This window comes from Bradyrhizobium sp. LeoB3 (assembly GCF_055456055.1).
In genome coordinates, this window is record NZ_JBVBEF010000259.1 from 1 (window position 1) to 2121 (window position 2121).

The 2121-nt window shown below is 62.6% G+C and carries 2 protein-coding genes and 1 pseudogene; 1 reads left to right on the forward strand and 2 read right to left on the reverse strand.

The window, feature by feature from the left end:
- Window positions 1-162: 162 nt before the first annotated feature.
- Together ACZXDY_RS45635 and ACZXDY_RS45640 are read right to left on the reverse strand one after the other, a co-directional pair.
- Window positions 163-426 carry a hypothetical protein gene (locus ACZXDY_RS45635; protein ID WP_464349977.1) on the reverse strand — a complete coding sequence of 88 codons (264 nt, stop codon included), beginning with the start codon at window positions 424-426 and terminating at the stop codon, window positions 163-165.
- A 518-nt stretch (window positions 427-944) separates the two neighbouring features.
- Window positions 945-1417 (reverse strand): annotated as a pseudogene (locus ACZXDY_RS45640) (ProQ/FINO family protein).
- Window positions 1418-1810: 393 nt separating this feature from the next.
- On the opposite strand from ACZXDY_RS45640, the gene ACZXDY_RS45645 reads away from it, so the two are divergent.
- Window positions 1811-2050 carry a hypothetical protein gene (locus ACZXDY_RS45645; protein WP_464349978.1) on the forward strand — a complete coding sequence of 80 codons (240 nt, stop codon included), beginning with the start codon at window positions 1811-1813 and terminating at the stop codon, window positions 2048-2050.
- Window positions 2051-2121 lie beyond the last annotated feature (71 nt).

A 2121-nucleotide genomic window follows, 5' to 3' on the forward strand; every position in this document is an offset into this window, starting at 1 on the left:
GAGGCGGTGCTGCTTGACCTCGGAGAGATCGCCATCGAGCTGAGCCAGCGGTGCGCCGAGCGCGGCGAGATCCCGGACCAACTGGCAGCGCTCATCGGCCGCTATGGTGAGCCGCCCGCGATCCAATTGGTGCTGCCGATGCGACTATAGCAAGTCGGGTCGTCATGACGCTTGCGAGTGTGGTGGTTGCGTTTGTGATGTCTTGATCCGCCACAGCGCGGAATTGCCATTGCCGTCACGCGCGACCATGCCGGCTTTTTCCAGCCGCCACAGACTTATCAGAAGCGCAGAGACTTTGCCGGGCAGCGTTTCGTGAACGGAGACGTCATGGCCGAGTTTCAGCATTTCCCGAACCATGGCTTCTGCTGTCATCGGCCCGTGCTCGGCAAGGATCTTGCGTGCCACTATCAGCCGCGTGCTGCTCAATTCCATCCTCGCGGGGGGTTGACCGCCCCGGCGCCGGTCACCGGAACCTGCGCCGGGGCGTCGCTTCCTCCCGGCTCACCTATGGAGGCCCCGGTGATCGGCCGAGAGATCGCCGACCGAGACAGGCACGCTCGATGCCGCGCGTCAGTGCACTATGTAACCGAAGGGCGCAGAAATTTGAGTTGGTTGCGGCACAAAGTGCACTGACCTCCGCGCTGAAGTTGTGCTTTTCTATCGCGCGACCTCTCGCTACCCCAGCCCCCTTTACCCCGGTCGGTTGAGAGGGAGCGCGCCCCGGCGTCGACCCCACGATCGCGCCGGGGCGGCCACGTTGTCGCGCGGGGGAGTGGCTAGCGCCATGCAGGACCGCCTGTTTACCACGCTCGTCATCATGGCGGGCCTCGTCTCGGCGATCATGGCGGCGATTGCGGTTCTCTCAGTTGACTGAGGAGGTGATCTCGACCGAATGGCTGCATCGGTGGCCGCGGCAATAGACCAGCACGTCACCGGCCGGGAATTCATCCGCACTTTTGACGGAACGCTGGCAGGCGCAGCACGGGCTTGTCCTTCAGCGGGCTTGCGGCTGGAGGCGTCGCGGTCGGAGGCGTCGGGACCGCCTGATGCCTTGCGATCCGTTCCGCTCGCTTGGCCGCCTTGGCCGCGGCTTGCTTGGCCCGACGCGACGCCAGGATCTCCGCCAAACCCTCCGCGGCGTGCTCCGCATCCCTGGCGCTCACTTCGCCGCACGCATTGCCGTCGAGATCTAGCCGGGCCGCGCCCGCGACCATACCCTTCCGATACATCACGCGCCGGACGTAGGTGCCCAGCACCATACCGAGCTTGCTCCGGTCGAGCTCCGGGCCACGAGATCGTCGGCGATCCCGACCTTCAACGGCCGATGCGGCTGGTGTCGCTCCAGCACGAAAGTTTGCGGGAAGCGTTCGGCGAGATACGCCAGCGCGGCTTGCAGGTCTTCCTTCGTGATCGTCATCCAGCCCTCCAGAGGTGATGCGAGATTTATCACGACTTTTTTTAATTTGTATGTGCAGAGAGCCGCAGGTCATCCGCCCAGGCGGTCGCCGCTGATCTCCGACGTGATGGCTGCATCGGTGGTCGCGGCAATAGATCAGCACGTCGCGAACGCCTTCCGCGCGTAGTTCGGCGAAGGTGAGTTTCTGCGGGTAGGTCGTCATGCGGTGATCGTAGCAGAGCGAGGATCGATTGGCCCTCCCGCCGTGCGTTATTCCGGAGTCGCCGCTACCAGACACCGGGCGAGGTAAAGGCGCATCAGCGGCGGAAAATGCGGGGATAACCACACCCATCGGTTTGCCGAGCCCCTGCCACAAGCCACCAGATGCGCAGCAGGATCATAGCGGAGAGCGAGATGTCGAAATTCCTTCAGATTGCGGCAGGTATCTTGGGACTGGTGGCTGCTGTGCTTTGGTTTTTAGCAAGCCGTGTCCAGCCCGCGCCGGGGGTCAGCAGCGGCTATGGCGTAGTTCCTAGCCCTGATATGCCCTTTTATCGAAAATGGCGCGCAGCCTCGAACCTCAATCAATGGGCGGCTGGAGTCACCGGACTTTCAGTCCTGCTGACGTCGATCAGTCAGTTTTTCCCGTGCTAAAGCGTGATGGCATTAGGTTCGATAACCTGAATTTTCGAGATAGTTCGCGCATTCTTCAGAGGTGAATGCTG